Genomic DNA, 20,995 nt, shown 5'->3' with positions numbered 1-20,995 from the left:
GGGACGGATCGACGACTTCGGTAAGAAATGCCGTGGCAAAGGAAGGATCGGCCCAGGCCAGCAGCGCGCCCAGGGCGGCGGCGAGAACGATATGTCGGATCATGGCGACCCCCAAAGCGCCATCCATGGCGCTGATGCGTCAAGTCAACACCCGGGGTCGTAGTGAGGGATTGATATTCCCCGCGTGGAGCCCATCCCAGGTCGCAAGACTCATACCGGCGATTTGGCCACCACCGCAGACGAATCCCTCGAGGGATCATTCCCTACGCGGTGCGCCGATCCGGCACATGAACATACTCTGGAGTATGTCCGAGAAAGCGGGGAGTTCTACTTGCTTTGGTACGGCGCCCACTCGTACGGGCGGGCGTAGAAGCCTGCGACGCACTTCAAGTCCGCGACAGGTCGGATCACCCGGGCGGGGTTGCCCGCGACGACCATGTCGTCGGGCACGTTCCGGGTGACGACGCTGCCGGCGCCGACTAACGAATTGCGCCCGACGACGACGCCGGGGAGGAGCGTGCAGTTGGCGCCGATCCGCGCGAGCGCGCGCACCTTCACGCCGCCGAGACATTCCTGGTACCGCGGGCAGCCCATGGGGTGGGGGTCGTCGGTGAAGACGACGCGCGGGCCGACGAAGACGTCCTCTTCGATCACGGTCAGCTCGAGGAAGCATCCGGAGTGGATGCGCGAGCGGGCTCCCACACGATTGCCGAACTCCAGGATGGCCCCGGTGCCGATGGACGCTCCCTCACCGATCTCGTTGTCCTCGCGGATCGAGACGCACTGACCGGTCTGAACGCCGGCGCCCAAGACCGTGCCGGCATAGATGGTCGTGAAGGGGCGGATCACCGCACCGGGGCCGATCACCAACTTCAATTCGCCGGGCTCGCGACCGCGCGGAGGCTTGCCGAGAACGAGGGGCGCCTCCAATACCGCGCCTTCCCCGATCTCGACGCCGGGATAGACCTGGACTCCGGGAAGGGCTTCGATCGTCGCGTTGCCGCTCATGGTGTCACCTCGATGTCTTACGCGTGGCCGTTGCCACTCCCATTGCCATGCCGCGCGCCGACCATCCGACGGGCCCGCGCCATCTCCAGCGGATCGACCGGCCACACGGCGCCGTCCGGAAGAATCTTCTCGAGCCTGTTCCCGTTCTTCCCGCTCCGCTCGATCGCTTCCAGCACGCGCACGACCCGGAGCCCGCTCAGCCCGTCGGTCCGGGGCCGTTCGCCAGTGGCCGCGCACTCCAGGAAGTGATCGATCTCCAGCTGCAGCGGCTCGGTCGTGGGGATGGCCGGCGAGACGATGTCCCCCGTGCGATAGGTCAGCGTGTACTCGTTGAACGTGGTCGGCTCGAGGAACTCGACGCCGCGGTCGAACACCTTGACGCGCTCCATCGCGTTCGTGTCGTCGTAGATCAGCATCTTCTGCGATCCCACGATGGTCGTCTGCCGGAGCTTGCTGGGAGAGAGCCAGGAGACCTGCAAGTTCGCGATCGTCCCGCTCGCGAACTGGAGGTTCACGAAGGCGACGTCCGAGATCCCGGGGCGCACGTAGGCGCCGCCCATCATCGCCACCGCCGAGGGCGCCTCGTCCAGCCAGTAGAACAGCATCGAGAGATCGTGGGGTGCTAAGTCCCACACCACGCTCACGTCCTTCTGGTGGATGCCGAGATTTACCCGGATCGCCGACACGTAGAAGATATCTCCGAGCGTGCCCGATTCGATGATCTGCTTGATCTTCACCACCGGCGGGGAGAACTCGAAGGTGTGTCCCACCATCAGGGTCACCCCGTAGCGGTCGGCCAGGTCGATCAGCTCCTCGGCCTCGGCGACCGACGCCGTCAGCGGCTTTTCCACGAACGTGTGGCGGCCCGACTCGATGCAGGCGCGCGCCAGGGGATAGTGGGTCGAAACGGGAGTCGCGATCATCACCGACTCGACCAGCCGGTCGGCCAAGAGCTCCTCGGCGCTCCCCACGCACCGCAGCTGCGGGAACCGCTCGCGGGCGCGCTCCAGATTCGCCTCGCTCGCGTCGCACACGGTGACGCCGTCGCACTTTCGATTGGACAGCAGATTCCGAACGAGATTGGGTCCCCAGTACCCGCAGCCGATCACCCCGACGTGCATCTCCCCTCCCCGCGGCCCCGAGACCTGCCGCAACGAACCCGCCCCTAGTAGCCGCCCCTTCCCCGAATCATCGCGGGCAGCGTCTGAGCGATCAGCCACAGGTCCCGGCCGATGCTCCCGTGATGCGCGTAGTGCAGATCCAGAATCACCATCTCGTCGAACGCCACGTGGCTGCGCGCGGTGACCTGCCAGAGCCCGGTGCATCCGGGCATGACGTCCAGGCGGCGGCGCTGCCAGGGCCGGTAGAGTTCCCATTCGTACGGAAGGCAGGGACGCGGCCCGACCAGGCTCATCTCCCCCATGAGCACGTTCCAGAACTGCGGCAGCTCATCGAGCGAAAACGCGCGGAGCCACGCTCCCACGGCGGTGACGCGGGGGTCCTGCGTCAGCTTGTAGATCCGGGTCCCGTCGTCGGCGACGGATGCGGGAGCGCCGCTCTGGATGTAGGACGCCAGGTATTGGCGGTGGGCGCTGGGGTCGTTGCCGGCCACCATGGTGCGAAACTTGAGCATGGTGAACCGGCGGCCGCCGCGTCCCACCCGCTCCTGGCGGAAGAAGATCGGCCCGGGCGAGGAAAACTTCACCGCGATCGCGATCAGCAGGAACACGGGGGCAAGGGCGACCAGGCAGACGGCGGCGCCGGCGATGTCGATCAGTCGCCGCAGCGGCGCCTCGGGGCCGCGCAGGTCGGGGCGGCGGAAGCGCATCGCAGGCACGCCCGCCATGTCGGCGATCGCGGCGCGTCCGGTCACGACGTGGAGCTGGTTCGAGACCACGACCACCTCGGCCTGCGCGTCGAGGCAGGCGAACGCGGTGTCGAACACCTCTTCCAGCGCGCGGCCCTGCGGCTCGATCACCACCTCGCTCACGCCGAGGCTCTCGACCAGGTCGCTCGCACGCTCGGGGGTCATGGACGAGAGATCGTGGAGGTGCACGGCGCGCGCGCCGTCGTAGCTCTCGTGGTAGTGCTCGACCAGCCGCACGGCGCGATCGGTGTCGCCCAGCACCAGCACCGGGCCGTGGGCCAGCCGGCCGTAGGCCCGACGCGCCAGCGGCCGCACGAGGAGCAGCCGTCCCGCAGCCAGGAAGAGCAGCGTCGCCGGCAGCGAGAGCCCCACGGCCAGGCGGCTCTCGAAGGGCACCTCGATCTTCAGCGCGAACGCGACGAGGTGCGTGAGCACCCACGCCGGGAGCGCGGCGCCGAGCACGCGAAGGATCTGCGCCGCGATGGAAATCATCGCGCGCGGCGCGTAGGCCTCGCGGGCGCTCAGGAACGCGACCCACAGGAGCGCGGAGCATCCGAAGAGCGCCACGCCGTCGGGCCGCGCGAGCGGTGTCAGCAGGCGTTCGGGGGTGAAGCGGACGAGCGCGGTGAGGAAGAACGCCGAGGCGATCGCGACGAGATCGGCGCCGATCGCGGCGGCCGTGACGGCGCGATGCGCCGCGGGGCTCGCGGGATGCATCGGGGCATCCCAGGATCCCGGTCGCGAATCGTCGAACCGCGCGGAGTCGGGCGATACCGCGGACAGCGTGTCGCGCACGTCGCGACGAGCCTCGCGGCTTCGCGTGGCGAATCCATCCTGCTTCAGTGCGGTCCTCCCGGCGCTGCCTCGTCGCCGTGTCGGTGTGCGGACCACATTCGGGGGCCTTCCCTGCCCCGCCACGAAACGCAGTAGAACAGCGGAACGCTACGTAGTCAACCCTTTATTCGCTTGGGGCGCAGTCGTTAAGCCGAACGACTTCACGCCTTGGATGACCTCGTCCATCTGCTGGAACGTCAGCTCGGCGAACATCGGCAAGGAGAGGCACTCGCGCGCCCACGCCTCCGATTCCGGAAAGTCTCCTTCGTGGTGGCCGAGCGCCGCGTAGGCGTCCTGGAGGTGCACGGGGATCGGATAGTGGAGTCCGGTTTGCACCCCGAGCGCCCCGAGATGCTCGCGCAGCGCGTCGCGCCGCTCCGAGCGCACGACGAACAGGTGATAGACCGACTCGCAGGACTCCGCCTCGAAGGGGATCGTGACGCCGGCGACCGCCAGCTCCTCTTCGTAGACTGCGGCGTGCGCGCGGCGCGCGCGGTTCCAGCGGTCGAGGTGCTGCAGCTTCACGCCGAGCACCGCCCCCTGGATCCCCTCGAGCCTCGCGTTGTACCCGACCTCGGCATGGTGATAGCGCTCGGTCTGGCCGTGGTCGCGCAGGCGGCGCAGCCGCGTCGCCAGCTCGTGATCGTTGGTCGCGATCGCGCCCCCCTCGCCGTAGGCGCCCAGGTTCTTCCCCGGGTAGAAGGAGAAGCAGCCCGCGCGCCCGAACGAGCCCACGCGCCGGCCGCGGTAGTGCGCGCCGTGCGCCTGGCAGGCGTCCTCGACCACGATCAGCCCGCGCTCGGAGGCGAAGCGAAGGATCGGCTCCATGTCCGCCGGCTGGCCGTAGAGATGCACCGGGACGATCGCGCGCGTGCGCGGGGTGACCGCGGCCGCGAGGAGCGAGGCGTCCAGGTTCGCCGTGTCGCGGCGCACGTCCACGAACACCGGCCTGGCCCCGACGTGCGAGACCGCCTCGGCCGTCGCGATGAACGTGTGCGCGGGGACGATCACCTCGTCCTCGGGTCCGATCCCCAGCGCGAGCAGCGTGAGCTGGAGCGCGGCCGTGCCGTTGTTCACGCCGACCACTTCCTCGACGCCGAGGAATTCGGCGAAGTCGCGCTCGAACCGCTCCACCGCCGGTCCCAGCACGAACGCGCACGAGGCGACGACCTCGCGGATCGCCGCGTCGATCTCTTCCTGGATGCTCTGGTATTGCGCTTTCAGGTCTACGAAGGGAACGCCCACCGTTTCCTCCCCATTGCCCCAGCCCGCGTCCGGTGCGTCCCGAGGTCCCAGATCTGGTCCACCACGTGCTCGCGAAGGTCGCCGCCGTATCGGAACGGTGGCGCCTCCGGCTTCTTGACGAACGGAATCGCCGCGACCGCCTCCGGATCGCGAACGGCGGTCAGGCGCCCCGTGCGGATCAGCTCCTGGTCCAGCGCCCCCGCCGGACCCGTGAAGATGCTGTAAGCGGGCGTGCCGAGAAGCGCCGCTTCCCGGTTCATCGTGCCGCCGCCCGAGATCGCGAGATCGGCCGCCGCAAGCAGCGAAAGCCCATCCAGCGGCCCTTCGGGAACGAGGATGTTGGCGGCGCGTGCGGAGTCGGGCACCACCTCCGATGCGTCGCGACGAAGCCATACCGCCCGAACCCCTTGCCCCCGCCCGATCCGCCGCGCCACCGCATCCAGAATCGCCTCGCTGGCGGCGTCGTGATAGTGGGCCGTTCGGCTGGGAGGGCGTACGACCACAAGTACCTCGTCGTCGCGAATTTCGAGCTTGCGGCGAATGGTGCCGTCCGGAACGAAATCGGCGAGATAGATCTCCTCCTTGAAGCCGTCGAACGTGCGCCAGGGATCCCCGGGCCGCGCGCCCACGACGCTGCCTGCCACCGCCGTCGGAATCAGGATGCGGTCGCAGAAGCGGCGGAAGAGCCAGGTGGAGACGTGCTCGTAGTCGAACATCGTGAGGTTGGGAACGCCCGCCATGCGGGCGGCGGGCGGGAGCGATCGCGACCCGTGCCCCACGGCCACGTCGAAGCGCTCGCCCGAGGCGTAGCGCGCGAGCGCCGCGGCGCGTCCGGCGAGCGCGGTCGCCTTGGCCGCGACCCCGCGCGGCTGTCCCCTCCCGATGATCGTGTGATCGATCGACGCGGCCTGGAGCAGCTCGGGAACGAACGTCCGTCCGCGCGCGGTCACCGAGACCTCCGCGCCCTTTTCGCGGAGCCGCCCGATGATGGGGCGGAAAATCTGGACGTGCGGCGCGTTGTCGACGTCGATCCAGACCCTCACGCGACGCCCACGGGCACCGAGGCGGCCGGCTCTTCCACCGTGCGGAGCGACTCCACCGTGGCCATGCCGAGCGCCATCCACGCCTGCACCCAGCGCAGGAACTCGCGCTCGTCGCGCCACCCGCGCGCGATGCGGTAGGCGAAGTGCGACTCGCCAGGAACCCAGAGCGCCCGCAGCGACCAGTCGGCGATCGCGAACGCCGCGGCGCGGGCGGCGTGCCGGCGCGAGTCGGACGCGGCCTCGGACTGGGCGACGGCTCCGTACGTGACCATGCCCTGCGCGGCCGAGTGCGCGTCGAACGGCGAGGAGTCGGTCAGCGTGAGCCGCGCGGCGCCATTGGGAGCGAAGAAGCGGCCGTAGGCCTCGATCCCGCGCGAGAGCGCGCCGTCCGGCACGGGAAAACCCATCTCGCGCGCGTGCACCAGGGACTCCAGCACGTACCCGGTGTGGAACGAGTCCATCCAGGCGCCCCCCTTCTCCACCGCGTAGGGCCACGATCCGTCGGGCCGCTGTGCCTGGAGCACGAAGCGGAGAAGCTTCCCGCCCAGGACGGCCAGCTCCGGGTCGCCGCCCACCCGGGCCGCCCGGAGCAGCAGGCGCCCCGCGAGCGCCGACACGTTCACGACGCGCGTGCGGTCGGCAGGGGTGTAGGAGATCGCGACGGCATCGGGCGCGACGGGAACGAGGTTGAGCCCCGAGGCCAGGAAGCGCGCGGCGCCCAGCCCCAACGCGCGCGCGTTCGCGTCCTCGAAGACCTCGGCGGCGCGCAGCGCGTGCCAACCGACCGTGACCGTCACCACCGCGTTCGGCGTTCCCGCCGGCGCCCAGAAGGAGCGCGACTGCCAGGGGAAGGGATAGCCCCAGCCCAGTCCCCCGCCGGCAGGCGTGGCGCGCGATTCGATCTCGGCAATCAGCTCGCGCGCCAGCTCGCGCGGGCGCGTCGAGCCCAGGAGATGCCGCCCGCGGGTGACTGCGCCCAGAAACAGCGCGAGCCCCTTCGTGTTCACGGTGACCGGCGGATTCGTGAAGGTGCGCGCGGCCGGCACCCGCAGCACCAGCTGCGAGAGCACGAACCGCGGCAGGCCGCCGAAGCGCGTGACCGCGCGGCCCAGCGGCGAGAGAAGCGCGTCGTAGGGGTCCGATCCCGCCCAGCCGTCCAGCTCGGCGCGTTCCAGAATTCGATGAAGGGCGTCCGCGGATGTCATGTCACCACTCCTCGCGCCGAATCGGCCGCGCCTCGCGAATCGAGCGGGCTGCGGCCAAGGTCAGCGCCGTGCTGAGGATGCTTTCTTCTTCCGGAATCGGGGTCGGGGCCCCCGTCCGGACCGCTTCGAGGAAGGCTCTGACTTCCGTCGCGTGCCCCTTGTCGCGCGCGCCCCAGCTCTTGTTGCGGCGCTTGCCCGCGCGATGGATGGAGGCGGAGCGGAAGTCGTCGATCACGAGGGATGTGCCGGAGCGGTGAATCTCGATCCGCTCCTTGGGAAGGGAGGCGTCGCCGTTGGCGAGGTAGTCGATCGTGGCCATGGCGCCGTTTTCGAACTGGAGATCGATGCGATAGCTCTGATGGCCCGTCTCTTCCTGGGGCGCGTCGAGCGCGCGCGCCTCGATCTGCGTCGGGGCGGCGCCTGCCACGTAGCAGGCGTAGTCGATGAAGTGGCACGCCTCGCCCAGGAGCCGGCCGCCTCCCGACTCGTGGTCCAGAAGCCAGTGCCGGTGCGGGAGCGCGCCCGCGTTCACGCGGATCAGGACGCGAAGCCCCGCGCTATTCGGACCCAGCGCGTCCAGGGCCCAGGTCGTGGCGGGAGCGAAGCGGCGATTGAAGCCCACCATCAGGCGCCCCTGGGTCTCACGGAGCGCCGCGGTCACGGCCTGAAGCTCCTCGGTCGACAGGGCGAGCGGCTTCTCCACGAACACCGCCCGGTTCCTGCGAAGGGCCTTCACCGCGTACTCCGCGTGCACGTCGTGCCGCGTGGCGATGATGACGACCTCGGTGCGCGGATCGTCGATCGCGTCGTCGGCCACCGTGCCCGCCACGCGGAAACGCGCGCGGCGCTTGGCCGTCTCGGCCTTGATCGGCGTCGCCGTGATCACGCGCTCCAGCTTGGCCCCCGCCGCCTTGACCGGCGGCAGCAGGTAGGTGGAGGCGAAGTTGCCGAGACCCAGGAAGGAGACCTGGAGCGGACGCGGCGCGAAGCGGCGGCGAGCCGGCTCGGCTTCGGGAGTCGCGGCGGCAGCGGCGGCGACGGCCCCGGGAAGGCCGTCCGCCGGGGTGAGCGCGACGTCGGGCGTTTCCGCGGTGAGCGCCGCGAGCGACGCTGTCGCCGGCGCATCTCCGTTCGCGGACGGACTGGCGCCGTACTCGAGGACCACCGAGATCGGCGAGGGTCCGTTCTTCCCCGCGAGCAGCTCGTACCCCTCCGGCGCGCGCTCGAAGGGGATCGTCACGCCCTTCAAGCCGTTCAGAGAGAGACGTCCCGACGCGAGGAGGTTCAAGAACTCCTCCATGTTCCGCCGCTCCGTCCACGGGACGAAACCGACGGGATACGCCATTCCCTTCTCTTCGAAGGCCGGGTCGTAGCGCCCCGGCCCATACGAGCGGGAAACCGTGAGCGAAAGCTCCTTCTCGTAGAACGGCTCGCGCGGCACGTCCAGGTCCACCGCGCCCACGACGACGACCTTCGCGCGGTCGCGCGCCGCGGCGCCCGCAAGGACGAGCGGCCCATTGTCCGCCCCACCCGCGGTGATCAGAACCACATCCGCGCCACGCCCCGAGGACCAATCGTGGACCTGCTGCGCGGTGGACGTATCGAGCTGCGTGTCCGCCCGCTCGGCGCCCGATTGTAACGCCAGATCCACCCGGTCCCGCCGAGGATCCACACCAAAGACATGAGCCCCCGCAGCAACGCAGAGTCGGAGGGTCAGCTGCCCGATGAGTCCCAGCCCGATGATGAGGACCCGATCGCCAAGGACAACGTTGCCGGTGCGGATGCCATGGAGGGCGATCGCCCCGATGGTAGTGAACGCCGCGTCGGCAAGATCGACGCCATCAGGTACCCGCGCGACGAGGTTTTCCGGAACAGAGGCGATTTCAGCATGGGAAGCACCTGCGCCCCCGCACGCAACCCGGTCGCCGACCCGAAAGGCGGTGTCGCACTCACCCATCGCGGTGATCGTTCCCGCGAGCGAGTAGCCCAGAGGCTGAGGCTGCCCCAGTCGATTCCGGACCTTGTGCACTGCCGCGCCGATACCTTCGCTGCGCATGGTGTCGAGAACTTTTGTCACCTGATCGGGGCGTTGACGAGCCTTCTCGAACAGAGACTTCTCTGCGAGCGCAACCTTGGACGATTCGGTGCCCGGAGAAATCGCGGAACGTGCCACGTGCACGAGAATGCTCCCTCGCTCCGCGCGAGGCACGGGCACATCGCGGATGCTCACGATCCCGCGCGAAGGATCAAGATCGACCTGCTTCATGTCGCGACGACGCTCGGAGCCAAGGCGATCTCCCTCGATGGGATGCTGCTGCCCGCGTACGCGGGATTGTCGCAGAATTCCTGCATCCAGAGCTCCAAGGTGAGCAGGGCCCATATCCGAAGCGAGTGGTCCTCGCGACCCGTATGGTGCTCCCGGACCAGCGCCTGCACGACATTGGGATCCAAGAGTCCCCGCGCACGCACGCGAGAAGGATTCAACACGTCCTGCACGTACTCCGCAAGGTCCCCGGCCAACCAGGACCGAATGGGCACGGCGAACGGTGCCTTGGGCCTGGAGAGGATCTCGGCTGGAACCACGTCACGCAGCGCCTCTCGGAAGGCCACTTTCGTGCGAGTCCCGCGGACTTTGCGATTTCCGGGAATTCGAGAGGCCAGGTCAATGAGCGCCTCATCCAGGAGAGGGACACGCACCTCGACCGACGCGGCCATGCTGGCCTTGTCCATGTAGGCCAAGTTGAGCCCGGGGAGATAGTACTTTAGATCTACGTAGGTCATCCGATCGATCACGTCATCCGTTCCCCGAGAATTCCAGGCTTCCACCAAGGGCCAAACCCCTCGATAAGGGTCGACGGCGCCCAGGTCCTTGCCCAGCAATTCGGAAAGCTCCGGACTGTCGTAATAGGAGGAATATCCAATGAACCGGTCCAACAGCGGATCCCCGGCATATCGCACGAGCTTCTTGGCAAAACGGAACGCGCGAATTCCGCGGCCGCCGATCCGAACCGGCAAGCGGCGGACCAGGGGCTCCAGAACAAGTTCTCTCAGCGGACCGGGAAGGATCCGGTAGCCGGAGAGAAGCATCGCCGTAGCGTACTTCCGGTATCCCCCGAACAGCTCGTCCCCTCCCGTGCCCGCCAGCAACACCGTGCTCGAGCTTCGCGCTGCTTCCGAGATCAGGAGGCAATTGATCGCGGCGGGATCGGCAATAGGATCTTCGAGGTGCCGCACGACGCGAGGCAGGATCGACGCGACGTCGGGCTCGAGAATGATCTCGAGATGCTCCGTTCCGAACTTCTTCGCGGCGATCCGCGCGTACGCCAGGTCGTCATAGGCACCCTCTGCCGCGCGATCCTTGGTTCGAAAACCGATCGAATAGGTGCGTAGCTGCCGGGAAGCCGCCCGTTGGCACATGGCCACGATGGCCGTCGAGTCCACTCCGCCGCTGAGGAACGCTCCGACAGGTACGTCGGACCGCAGCTGGCGGGCGACGGCTGCGCTCAGGGTCTCGCGGAATTCCTCCGCCGACGGAGTGCCGCCGCACGGTTTGGGGACATCCCAATATCGGACGACCTTGGCTTGTTCATCCCGCCACTGGAGATACGTCCCAGGCTCCAGTTTCCGAACCCGCCGGAAAAGGGTCCGCGGCTCCGGGACCCAGAGGAGCCTCAAGTAACTCTCAAGGGACGCAGGATCGAGCTCCGGCGCAATAAGCTTCGAGGTCAGGAGCGATCGGATCTCAGACGCGAACGCAAACGCTCCGCCAGAGACCGCGTAGTAGAGCGGCTTGACTCCCAACCGGTCTCGGGCGATCAGCAACGTACGCTCGGCTTCGTCCCACAGGGCGAACGCAAACATTCCCCGGATCCGTGAAAGGGCTGCGCTCCCCCATTCCGCGAACGCATGGAGCACAACTTCCGTGTCCGTCTGTGATCGGAACGAGTGCCCGTGCTGCTCGAGCTCCGCCCTGAGATCAGCATCGTTATAAATCTCGCCGTTGAACGTCAGGGCAAGCCGGCGGTCAGCTGAAAGCATCGGCTGGTGGCCCGCAGGTGACAGATCGACGATCTGGAGTCGGCGGTTGCCAAGGGACAAAGGGAATGTCGGTGAGGTCCAAACGCCCTCGTCGTCCGGTCCGCGATGAGCCAGGGCACGGGTCATGGCGCTTGCTTTCTCCGGCGCATCAACTCCGATGAACCCGGCGATGCCGCACATTACGATTCACCCCTCGGCATCATCGTGCCGCCTGCGACAGGGTTGGCGTGTTCACGGGGGCAGGACGATCGGTCGAACGGCGGGCGATCGCTTCCAAGGTGTCGACGATGATTCCCGAGACCGCTCCACTGGAATAGGGTTCGGCAACGGCCCTGCATCGAGAGCTCATCTCCTGACGCAGCGCCGCCGCCGCGAGCACCCGATCGGCAACAACGGAAGGGTCGCGACGGTCCACGACGTATCCGGTAATACCATCGCGCACGACATCTCTAGCGCTCCCCACGTCCGTGACCACGGCAGGAAGCCCTTGCGCGAGGGCCTCAAGGAGCGCCAGGGAAAAGCCCTCTTGATAGCTGCCGCTTATGAAGATGTCGGATTCCTGAAGCGCCTGCTGAACGCCCACCTCACTCAACGTGCCCTTGAAGGAAACCGCCCGCTCGAGGTTGAGCCGGGCCACGAGCTGCTCCAGGCGCCCTCGCTCGCTCCCGTCACCAAGGACATCCAGGGTGCACTCGTGACCTCTCCCAACCAGAACGGCAACCGACTGCACGACGAGATCGATGCCCTTGATGCGTTCCAGGCGCCCCACACAGACGAGCCGGAGTCGTTGGGAGGGGGCTGCTTCGCGTGGGCTACCCCGGCGGCTGACCATGGCAGGCACTCGCTTGCAAGGCACCCCCACGCTGACCAATCCCCGTCGCGACAGATCCCCGAACTCGGAGTCCGACACGGTCGCGAAGACGGCATCGCACAGCCGGAGCGCCGGTCGAAGTACGAGGGTCTCATACGCGGTCGTGACGGGGCGCATCCTCCCAAGCGCAAATCGTGACCTTCCCACGCTGTTGATGGCCCCATGGAGGTGAAGCGCGATCGGGCGGCGGTAGCGGGACCGCGCCACGCGAAGCACGGCCTCGGGTGAATGGCAGTAGTACGCTTCCACGCCGCGAAGCCCACCGAGAACCTGGTCCCATCGGCGCCGATTCATGTAGAACTGGACGCGGTCCGGAAGCACTCCATGAAGCCGCCCATTTCCTACGGCAAGGAAGTCATGTTCCGTGGGACCGATGCGAACTCGCTCCCTCGCGGCGCCGACAGGAGTTTCACGGGGACTCCATCCTACCAGCGTCGTCTCGAGACCCGGTCGAGCGCCGACCGCCTCGACGAATCGTCGTACGAAGGTCAGGATTCCGCCCGTCGGAAAGTCCTGAAAGTCCGTGAGGGCTACGATGGCGACCTTCACGCTTTACCTGTCATGGCGGCCCGTTCGCCCTGGTGATCGCTCAATCCACGCACGAGCTCCAGGAACTCCTGGGCGCATCGGTCGATGTTGAATCGAGTCCGCACCCGCTCTCGGGCGAGAACGCTTTGGCGGCGCCGCAGCCCCGGATCGCCGGCGTAGGATGAAATCAGGCGGCCCAGAGCCTCGGAGTCGCCCACGTCGAACAGAGCACCGGTCTCACCTTCGGACACGACTTCCGCCAGTCCGCCATTGCGCGCGGCGATCACGGGCAATCCCTGCGCCATGGCTTCCACGGCAACCATGCCGAAGGACTCGATCCATTCCCGGGAAGGGACGACGGCGATCGCACATCGTCTCCAAAAGGCAGGCAAATCCCCTACCCAGCCATGGAAGCGGACTTTATCGCTGATGCCCAGCCTCATGGCCTCCGCTTCGAGTCGCCCGCGTTCCGGCCCATCGCCGGCCACTTCGACACGGACATCCGGACACGTCGTTCGAGATACCGCTTCGAGCAGGACCTCGAGTCCCTTCCCGGGGATGAGCCGGCCCGCGAAGCCAACCGTCAGCGTCGTGTCGTCAGCAAATTCCTGTTTCGGGGCTCCAGAATCGACATCCACCCCCAGGTAGATGCGGCGAACGGTCCTGTCGCCGACATGGCGGCACATCTCTCGCAGCATGTAGTCGGAGGGCGCCACCAAAGCATCGACAGCCCACGATCCGCTCAGCGCATCCAGGGACCGGACGGTCCGGCGCATGGCATTCAACCGCGGCCGTTGTAGAAGGTCGCCATGCTCGACGGCGAGGACCCTTCCGCGGTAGCCACCCAGACGGAGGGCAGCAGCCAGATAGCCGCCCGAAGGCAGGATCGATGCGTCAGCGCCGATGCCGCGCACGTGGGAGGCGAAGGAAGCCGCATGGGCCAGGACGTCTCGTCCTCTGCGGAGGCGTAGCGCCTCGAGCCGGATCTCCTTACCACGGAGTCGATCGCAGAGCGGTTCCGGGTTCCCGACCACGACGACACCGGCAGTGGCCCGTTTGGACAGGGCTTCGGCCAGGGCCAGACTCCAGGTCTCGGCCCCGCCGTAGGCTCCCGACCACAGGACGATGGCGACGCGCATCAGTGAGAGCTCCTCGCCATGGCAGCGTGGTTCGCTCCAGACGACGTCGTGGGCATCGCCAGGAACGCAAGCGCCGCCAGAAGAGGTGGCCCCATCGACCATGAGAACAGGTTGTACGTGCCGACATTGACCAGGATGGCTGGAAGGGCGCAGAGCGTCCCGGTACGGACGGGAGCGCTCGAGAGGCGGCTGGCCGCAGCGCGCATCCTCCTGATTCCGACGAGGAGAAGGGCGATCGGCCCGGCAAATCCAGCCGTGAAGAAGAAGCGGAGGTATTCATTCTCGAGGTTCAGGAGTCTCAGGCCCATTCTCATGCCCATTTCCGCCGCACCGCCGAACCCAACGCCGAACAGAGGCACCTGGGTCCACACATAGCGGATTCCCTCGACGACGAGCACCCGCTGGTTGATCGAGCCGGGGTGGAACGCCGCGCCGAATAGCCGCGACTGGATCAGCCGGAACAAGCCGCTCGCCCACACGAGAATCGCCGCTCCCGCCACGTAGACCAGGACTCTTTCGGCAGCTCTCCAACTCCCTGACCGGAACCGAAGGAGGAGAAACGAAACCAAGGCGATGGCCGCGCCAAGCCACGATCCTCGGGCGCCCGACAAGACCAGGCCGGCCAGGGAAAGGAACAGAAGACCCACATAGAGCCGCTTACGCCCACCGACTACTTGCTCGTCGGTGGCGTACGCCAGCGCAAATATGGAAGAAAGCATTGCGAGACTTCCAAAGCGGAGGGGATGGCCGCTGAGAGCAGCCGCGCGCGAGCCGCTCTCGAGCGAGAACTCCAGCTCATGCGGTTCGTACCCTGGAATCAACCGGGCCGCATCGAACAGGTGCGCTCGGTCGATGATCGCGATGAGGCCGCCCAGCGCACCCGCGAACAGCAGAGCGTGAACGACCTGGCCACGAACATCCGAGGCTCCGCGCTCCTCGGCCCTCAGCCACCAGAGGAAGAGACCTGCGCCGATCCAAAAAAGGACCCCTCGCAGCTCGCCGTTTGAAGCGTGGAGCAAGGTCGCACCACAGAGCACCGCGATCAGCGCGTACAGATCCCAGTCATCGAGCGACGGCGACGCGAATCCCGACCTCAGACCCGCGGCCAGGCACAGGGTCAACGTGGCGCCAAGGACAAAGAAACCATGGGCGGGGCCATCGAGCCCGGCAATGTAATCGGCAGGAACAGAGAGCAGAAGGAGGAGCGGAAGCATGACATTCATTTCTCGCGGCAGGAACCAGAGGAGCGTCATTCCCCAGGCGAGGGCCGCCACCACGGCTGCCTCTCGCGGCAAGCATGCAAACCCCGCCGCGACACCGATCAGGACCGCGCCGAGTGCGAGCCGCCCAGGCCCCCGGGAGAGGGTTGCCGTGGTCATGGGGTCACGGTGCCAGGCGTCTGGACGCGGACCGGACGCCACACCAGAAGCGAGAGATACGCTCCCGTCGACGTCAGCCCGGAAAGGACGGATACGATGGCGGCGCCGCGGACACCCAAGCCGGGGACAAGAATCACGCTCAGGAGCAGCGTGACCGCGCACACGACGAGCGAGACGGGCGCCTGCCCCGCGAGCTTGCGTGCTGCCGTGGCCGCAAACCCCAGAACGGAAGCCAACGACCACGTGGCTCCGCTGGCGAGCATGATCACGAAAGCGTCGAAGTACCGGGAGTACTCCGGCTTGTAAAAGAACGAGAGCAGTGACGATCCGAGGGCCATCACGCCGATGGCCGCAATGATGGCAATGAGGACCGGAACGGCGCATAGCGAAAGGACGAGTCGCCAGAACGCCCGCCGGTTCGTCCGATAGAACTCAGCCAATCGAGGCGTGGCGGCCTGGCCAAAGGCGCTCACCACGATCGAGAATGCGGCCGTGGGATAGGCGAGCGCCGCGAAGTATCCAAGTGCGGCTTCTCCATGCCAGCGTTCGAGGAAATAACGGGGCGTGTTCGCCGCGAGTGCCAGCAGCAGGCTCGCAACTCCCAAGGGCAAGCCGAGCGTGACGATCGCGCGCATGGTTACGATGTGAAATCGGGGGCCATTCCCTGGCTGGCTAGGTCTGGAAGTCCGGGACGCTCGCGTCACGGCACGGGCGCTCGGCAAGTCGTAGGCGAGAAGGACGAGGCCTGATGCGACGGCCATTCCGAGGACGCCGATCAGGACGCTTCGCGTGATCCACAACACCCCGCCCAATACGAGCAGCGATAGCGCGCCGCGGCAGAGCATCGATATTGCGATTCGATTCATCCTCTCCCGATGCTGCAGATGGCCGTACACCGTATCCGCAATCGACTCGATACCCTTGGACAAGGAAACGGCCAAAACAACCCAGGCCGTGGCCGATCGGTACCCGATGATCACCACCGCGATCGCAAGGAAGACCAGAGCGGCAGCCGTCGACACGAGCCTCACACCGAGGTAATCGTCGAACTCGAATCGATCCGACGCCCGTGTCGCCTGGATCGAGCGCAGCTGAAGATTGGTAAACATGAGGACGGGGACCGATAGAGCAAGGCCGAGACCGAATTGTCCTACGGCAACCGCGGGCACAAGCTTGGTAAGCACAATGAGCATGCACCACTGCAACGCGGCATAGCCCACGTTTCCCGCGGCCGTCCAACCGATCTGGGTCGAAAGCGGGGGACGCGGGTCAGCCCTCGGGTCGAGCCTCGATTCCTGGGAGGCAGGCGTCTCTTCCTGAATTGCAACGGCTTCGGATTGAGACACCCCACCCCCTCACCATCGCTTGCGCTCGCTCAAGCGCCCGCTGGCATCTCCCGCTGTGGTAGCTCGCGCAGGTAGGTGCCCGAGCCCGTTCGGAGCTCCTTCAGCCTCGCAAGGAACGCGCGAATCCCAAGGGTCCCGATCAGAGCGAGCAACGCGTTCACGGTTGTCTTGGGTCTGTACTTTCGAACGGGCGGGCGAGGAGGATCGATTATGGTGAATGTCGGTGTATCGCGCTTCTCCTCGATTCGCGCCGTCTCGTATTCGCGTGCGAGCATGCGTGAAAGCTCGGACCGGGTTTCCACCTCACGCTCCAACCGCGCCTGCTCCAGCTGCAACTGAGGGGATCCGCTCACCCGGATGTTCCCCTGTCGAAACCCCGCCAAGCTCTGCTCTGCGGAGGCGAGCGCCCTCTGGGCTTCGCCCAGCCTCCCCTCGACGAACTCGCGGGTGGCGCGCCCACGCGATGACCGGGATTCCACGTTGAAGCGGTCGAGCTCGACCAGCATCCGCTGAACGATGTACGCGGACAGGACGCTGTCTCGAGTCACGGCGCTCACATTGATGACGCCCGTCCGGGGGTTGGCGTCTACGGCGGTGATCGTGCGGAGGAGGCGCACAGCGCGATCGAGGCTGCGCCGATCGGATCCCTTGACGCGTATCGCCTTCATGACGGTGTCCGTGGACTCGGACCTGGCGACAGGGAACGGGCTGAGGGCGACGCGCTCCAGCAAGTTCGTGCTCGTAAGGATCTCAGGGTACGTGACGACCGGATTCTCCGTATTCGACAGGTCACCGGAGAGCATGTCGCCGAAACCGGAGGCCGCGGCCAGATTGAGCAGGGAGGAAGCAGCGGAGCCTGAGAAATTCGGCAGGATCTTTCCGTTCGAGCGGTACGTCTTGGGCATGAGGAGGGAAATACCGGTCGCCAGCCCGGCGATGAGAATGGCGTACAGGATCGTGTTTCGAAGCCAGACGCGGTCAGACCACCATGGAACCGGGGGTGTTGACGGGCTCACTTCGTCGCCTGGTGGGCCAGGAAGATCGTAGTCGCAGCTCCCGACACGATGCCCACGATCGTTGCGATGTCCTTGAGCGTCTCCTTCTTCTCGGCCGGGCCCTTCTTCGGCACGATGACCAGGGCGCCGGGATCGGGCTTGGGGTCCCACCAGGTGGAGCGGACGGACTTCACCTTTCCGTTCGGCTGGATGACCTTCACCCGGCCTTTGTCGGAGTTGTCGGTGTAGCCGCCGGCCTGTTCGATGTAGTAGCCGAGGGACTTTCCGCCCTCGTAGAGGACGCTGGCCGGGAAGCCGACTTCGCCCGCGACCTTGACCGTCCGCGGCTGTTTCGGGATGAAGATCTGGTCGCCCTCCTCCAGCATCACGTCGCTGGGCCTCTTCCCTTTCGCGGCGCGCTCGACGTCCACGGACAGGCGGCCGGCGTTGCCCTGCCGGCGCGTGAAGGTCGCGGCGCGCGGATAGGCCGAGGGCTTGAATCCGCCGGCGCGCGTGATCAGCGAAGAAAGGCGCTCGTCGGGGCGCTGCAGCGAGTACGTTCCCGGGTAGGCGACCTCACCGGCGATCGTCACGTTCCGCTGCAGGTCCCAGTCGGGGACCTCCCGGACGAAGATCTGATCGTTCTGCTTCAGCGCGAACGTCGAGTCGGCGGAGTGCACCGCGTAGTCGCCGGTGATCGCGACCTGATGCACCTCGGCCGCCTTGGTCGTGGCGATGGTCGTGGAGTCCACCCGCGAGACTTCGGCTCTCAGCTTGTAGGCCGATTCCGTGAGGCCGCCCGCGCGGAAGATCAGGTCCATCACGGTCATGCCGTCGAGATATTCATACGTGCCGGGTTTCCGGACATTCCCGCTGATCGCGACGGTGTGCCGGTCGCGGATGTCCCAGACCGACGTCACCGCGATCGAATCCATTTCCTGGAGCGCCAGATTGTCGTCGCCCTGATTCGCGAGCGCCTTGTTCAGGTTGAACGAGCGCATCGTGCGCGTGCCGTCGCGATTGGTCCGGAAGATCTGCGCGCGGTCCATGTAGGCGTCGGGATCCAGCCCGCCGGCGTCCTTCAGAAGCTCGGCCACATGCATCCCGGGCCGCCACTGGAAGAGGCCGGGATGGATCACCGACTTGCCGGTGATCTCGACGGTGTTCTTCCGCGTGTCGCCGATCCGATAGATCTGGAGGATGTCGCGGTCGTGAACCTCGGCGTCCTTGGCCGCGTCGGCCAGCACCGAGCGCAGCGGCACGTCCACCACCACCCGGTCCTGCCCCGCCAGCGAATCACGCTCGGCGAACGGCACCACGCGGTCGATCAGCGCGTGATCAATGACCGCGGTCGTGAGCACCCCACCGCACAGCCTCAATAGCTCCTGAAGCCCCTCGCCCGGCGCCAGCTCGTAGATTGCCGGGCGATGCACCTCACCCACGACCGCGGCCTGTTTTCCTATCGGCGGGACGAACACGACGTCTCCGCTCTGGAGCCGCACGTCCTCCGCCTTGCTTCCCGTCAGGATGTAACCGTAGAGATCGGCGTGCTGGTAGACCTGGTTGTGGCGGATGATGCGGATGTCGCGCATCGAGCCGCGCGGCGTGGGGCCGCCGGCGTTGTAGAGCGCGTTCAGCACCGTGGCCACGGACGAGATGGTGTAGCCGCCGGGCCGGACGACGTCGCCGAGGATGAAGACCTGGATGGTGCGGAGCTTCCCGAGCGTCACGTCCACGAAGGTTGTGGCGCGGCGCGCGCGGATGCCGCTGTAAACCGCGCCCAGCCGGTCGGTGATCAGCCGTTTCGCCTGGCCCAGGGTCAGCCCGTTCAGGACGACCTGGCCGATGTCGGGGACGCTGATCGTGGCCTCGCGGTTCACGACGGCAGCGTGCGTAAACTGATTGTCGCCCCAGACTTGCACGATCACCTCGTCGCCGGGGCCGATCGGGTAGTCGGGATCCACGGGGCCCGCCGAGAGCGGCTCGAACGTCGCCGGCAGGTAGCCGAAGACCTCGTAGCCGAAGGGCAGGACCGGATCGTCGATGTGGGTCCGCTTGGCGACTTCCTTGGTGAACTCGGGCCAGTCCTCGGGGCGGATCTTGGCGTGCGGGGCGGGCTCGACGAAGGCGGGCGGCGCAAGCGGGGCGGTCAGCGCGTCACTGGGCGGCTGGGCCTCGACGGTGCCGGTGGAATCGTCCGCGTACGAGGCTCCCGGTCCGCGCTTTCCGCCCGGAAGATACTCGTTCAGGGCGTCGGGATCGTAGCCCGCCTCCTTGAGCGCCGCGCGGATCTGCGCCGGCGTCATGCCCGACTCTTCGAGCCGGTCGCGGACTTCCTGCTCGGAGTGACCGGAGCGCTGGATCTTGTCGCGGACGTCGGTGGAGGACTGGGCTGACGCGAGAGAGGGCGAGACGAGACACAGGGCGGCCGCCGTCAGGAGCATCACGGCCAACAGCACACAGGGCGCGGTGTGAGCTAGTCGGTTGATCTTCGACCCCGTCCGTGGTGTTCGAGAGTTTCCGACTGCGGGTAGGCAGGGAGCTCCCCGAAACGCCGGAGCCCCCCGGTTCGCGCGATCATTAGCACGCGTGTCGAAGGGCTGTCAACGTATGTTGGATGAATTTTGGTCGAATTTTCGCCGTTTCCGGTTCATGAACGCTGGCCCGAACGCGCGCTCGGCCTCGAGCTGGTTGTGCGCGCGGCAAAGCAGCCTCACGTTCTCCACCGTAGCCTTGCCTCCACGCGCGGCCGGCTCGATGTGGTCGAATTCGAGGCTTCCGCGTTCAGCACAGCGATGCCCTTCAGCACTGACGAAAGTGCACCGCCCCTCGTCCCGCTCCCAGACAGCACGGCGGATCTCCGCGGGAATATGGCGGCCTTCACCCCCGAGGTGGCCGCTGGAGCGTGGACGTTCTCGTCGCCCGGAGCCGACCTTCCGTTTCCTGAGATGGACGAGCAGGAGATCGAGCGCGCGGTCCAGAACCTCGGCGACGTCTCCGGGTGCCACGGCATGGCTGAGCAGCGCCTGAGCCTCGCGAAGCTTGTCGTGGGTGGCGCGCGCGATGGTGAGACGGACCAGGAACCGCTCCGATGGTGCGCGGACGTCGGCGGGTCGCCCCGGTGCTGGTTGAGCCTCGTTCGAAGTTTCTACCGGGGTTGAGCAGGTCTCGCCTTCGGAGTCTTCGGGGGGCAAATCGAATTTTACGTTCCCCGGGGAACGTAATTTGTGCCGTGTTGACACGGATTCGCCCGCTTTAGCGTCGTCTCCTGTTGACGGCGTGGAGATCGGGCCGAGGAGGCTTTGCTCCCTGCAAGGCACGTCCGAGCAAATGGGGTCGAACAGCAAGGCAGGTTCGGCTCTCTCGGTCACCGGGGCCGGCGCGACACGGCGGATCGTTGCCGAGGCGCTTGCTTCGGGCAGAGCTTCCGGAAAGCGAGCGCCAATCATGCTCTCCACGTCGCGCTTGGACCGATGGGTGGCGGCCTCGACCAGCTC

At 67.0% G+C, this 20,995-nt stretch carries 15 protein-coding genes; all 15 read right to left on the bottom strand.

Translation table 11 applies throughout. From position 1 onward, the window contains the following. Positions 1-327: 327 nt before the first annotated feature. On the bottom strand, positions 328-1,008 hold the full coding sequence (locus VE326_09600; GenBank protein HYJ33460.1) for an acyltransferase: 681 nt from the start codon (positions 1,006-1,008) through the stop codon (positions 328-330). Positions 1,009-1,025: 17 nt separating this feature from the next. Next, positions 1,026-2,129 (bottom strand): Gfo/Idh/MocA family oxidoreductase, encoded by a 1,104-nt coding sequence (locus VE326_09595; GenBank protein ID HYJ33459.1) that lies wholly within the window; start codon positions 2,127-2,129, stop codon positions 1,026-1,028. Positions 2,130-2,173: 44 nt separating this feature from the next. Continuing rightward, entirely contained in the window at positions 2,174-3,592 is a 1,419-nt protein-coding gene (locus VE326_09590) for a sugar transferase (protein HYJ33458.1), read from the bottom strand. Positions 3,593-3,817: 225 nt separating this feature from the next. Then, complete coding sequence (locus VE326_09585) at positions 3,818-4,954, bottom strand: DegT/DnrJ/EryC1/StrS family aminotransferase (GenBank protein ID HYJ33457.1); 1,137 nt, start codon at positions 4,952-4,954, stop codon at positions 3,818-3,820. Then, a complete protein-coding gene (locus VE326_09580) occupies positions 4,936-5,997 on the bottom strand; it encodes a DUF354 domain-containing protein (GenBank protein ID HYJ33456.1) in 1,062 nt (353 codons plus the stop codon). The genes VE326_09585 and VE326_09580 overlap by 19 nt, the downstream gene beginning before the upstream one ends. Then, positions 5,994-7,202, bottom strand: a complete 1,209-nt coding sequence (locus VE326_09575) for a hypothetical protein (GenBank protein ID HYJ33455.1) — start codon at positions 7,200-7,202, stop codon at positions 5,994-5,996. The genes VE326_09580 and VE326_09575 overlap by 4 nt, the downstream gene beginning before the upstream one ends. Before the next feature lies 1 nt (position 7,203). After that, positions 7,204-9,159 carry a bi-domain-containing oxidoreductase gene (locus VE326_09570; protein ID HYJ33454.1) on the bottom strand — a complete coding sequence of 652 codons (1,956 nt, stop codon included), beginning with the start codon at positions 9,157-9,159 and terminating at the stop codon, positions 7,204-7,206. A 305-nt stretch (positions 9,160-9,464) separates the two neighbouring features. Further along, on the bottom strand, positions 9,465-11,420 hold the full coding sequence (gene asnB / locus VE326_09565; GenBank protein ID HYJ33453.1) for an asparagine synthase (glutamine-hydrolyzing): 1,956 nt from the start codon (positions 11,418-11,420) through the stop codon (positions 9,465-9,467). A 19-nt stretch (positions 11,421-11,439) separates the two neighbouring features. Next, a complete protein-coding gene (locus VE326_09560) occupies positions 11,440-12,072 on the bottom strand; it encodes a glycosyltransferase (protein HYJ33452.1) in 633 nt (210 codons plus the stop codon). A 584-nt stretch (positions 12,073-12,656) separates the two neighbouring features. Continuing rightward, positions 12,657-13,778, bottom strand: a complete 1,122-nt coding sequence (locus VE326_09555; GenBank protein ID HYJ33451.1) for a glycosyltransferase family 4 protein — start codon at positions 13,776-13,778, stop codon at positions 12,657-12,659. Continuing rightward, positions 13,778-15,157 carry an O-antigen ligase family protein gene (locus tag VE326_09550; GenBank protein ID HYJ33450.1) on the bottom strand — a complete coding sequence of 460 codons (1,380 nt, stop codon included), beginning with the start codon at positions 15,155-15,157 and terminating at the stop codon, positions 13,778-13,780. The genes VE326_09555 and VE326_09550 overlap by 1 nt, the downstream gene beginning before the upstream one ends. Further along, positions 15,154-16,503 carry an oligosaccharide flippase family protein gene (locus VE326_09545; GenBank protein HYJ33449.1) on the bottom strand — a complete coding sequence of 450 codons (1,350 nt, stop codon included), beginning with the start codon at positions 16,501-16,503 and terminating at the stop codon, positions 15,154-15,156. Before VE326_09545 ends, VE326_09550 begins: the two co-directional genes overlap by 4 nt. A 29-nt stretch (positions 16,504-16,532) precedes the next feature. Beyond that, positions 16,533-17,519 (bottom strand): Wzz/FepE/Etk N-terminal domain-containing protein, encoded by a 987-nt coding sequence (locus tag VE326_09540; GenBank protein ID HYJ33448.1) that lies wholly within the window; start codon positions 17,517-17,519, stop codon positions 16,533-16,535. After that, entirely contained in the window at positions 17,516-19,942 is a 2,427-nt protein-coding gene (locus VE326_09535; protein HYJ33447.1) for an SLBB domain-containing protein, read from the bottom strand. Before VE326_09535 ends, VE326_09540 begins: the two co-directional genes overlap by 4 nt. 159 nt (positions 19,943-20,101) lie before the next feature. After that, positions 20,102-20,995: HNH endonuclease (locus VE326_09530; protein ID HYJ33446.1), on the bottom strand; the 894-nt coding region annotated here is incomplete at its 5' end.

The organism is Candidatus Binatia bacterium (assembly GCA_035631035.1).
In the GTDB taxonomy this organism is placed as follows: Bacteria; Eisenbacteria; RBG-16-71-46; order SZUA-252; family SZUA-252; genus DASQJL01.
The sequence above is the reverse complement of the archived record's forward strand: the minus strand, read 5'-3'. Positions and strand labels throughout refer to the sequence as shown.

Excerpts from the sequence above, each read along its gene's own strand:
- VE326_09600 (HYJ33460.1), bottom strand. The coding sequence starts at position 1,008 with ATGAGCGGCAACGCGACGATCGAAGCCCTTCCCGGAGTCCAGGTCTAT.
- VE326_09595 (HYJ33459.1), bottom strand. The coding sequence starts at position 2,129 with ATGCACGTCGGGGTGATCGGCTGCGGGTACTGGGGACCCAATCTCGTT.
- VE326_09590 (HYJ33458.1), bottom strand. The coding sequence starts at position 3,592 with ATGCATCCCGCGAGCCCCGCGGCGCATCGCGCCGTCACGGCCGCCGCG.
- VE326_09575 (HYJ33455.1), bottom strand. The coding sequence starts at position 7,202 with ATGACATCCGCGGACGCCCTTCATCGAATTCTGGAACGCGCCGAGCTG.
- VE326_09570 (HYJ33454.1), bottom strand. The coding sequence starts at position 9,159 with ATGGGTGAGTGCGACACCGCCTTTCGGGTCGGCGACCGGGTTGCGTGC.
- asnB (HYJ33453.1), bottom strand. The coding sequence starts at position 11,420 with ATGTGCGGCATCGCCGGGTTCATCGGAGTTGATGCGCCGGAGAAAGCA.
- VE326_09560 (HYJ33452.1), bottom strand. The coding sequence starts at position 12,072 with ATGGTCAGCCGCCGGGGTAGCCCACGCGAAGCAGCCCCCTCCCAACGA.
- VE326_09555 (HYJ33451.1), bottom strand. The coding sequence starts at position 13,778 with ATGCGCGTCGCCATCGTCCTGTGGTCGGGAGCCTACGGCGGGGCCGAG.
- VE326_09550 (HYJ33450.1), bottom strand. The coding sequence starts at position 15,157 with ATGACCACGGCAACCCTCTCCCGGGGGCCTGGGCGGCTCGCACTCGGC.
- VE326_09535 (HYJ33447.1), bottom strand. The coding sequence starts at position 19,942 with ATGCTCCTGACGGCGGCCGCCCTGTGTCTCGTCTCGCCCTCTCTCGCG.